Source organism: Photobacterium sp. R1, assembly GCF_054600795.1.
Window position 1 is genome coordinate 1 of record NZ_BAAHZP010001007.1, and the last position, 235, is coordinate 235.

Here is a 235-nt window from a genome sequence, read left to right on the forward strand (position 1 = left end):
AAACTGGATCATCCCCGCGTTCGTAAACAGCAGGGTCTGGTCATTGGCTGGAACCAGAGACGAACATACGACTATCTGGTGGCCTTTACATACAAAAAACGTAAGAAACGCACGGCGAATATCATCAGTGCTCATGTACATTTGAAAATCCTGAAAAATGCTGTGTTAATCAACCTGCCTGCAACTGCGGTTCAGTTGTCTGCGGATGCGCGATAAAGTGCAGTCCGCCGCAGGT

1 protein-coding gene is annotated in these 235 nt (G+C 48.1%); it reads right to left on the reverse strand.

Features of this window, described 5'->3' with window-relative positions; translation table 11 throughout:
* Positions 1-141 (reverse strand): alanine--tRNA ligase-related protein (locus tag ACYP03_RS28090; RefSeq protein ID WP_459782949.1); only part of this gene is annotated, 141 nt, incomplete at its 3' end.
* Positions 142-235: the final 94 nt, after the last annotated feature.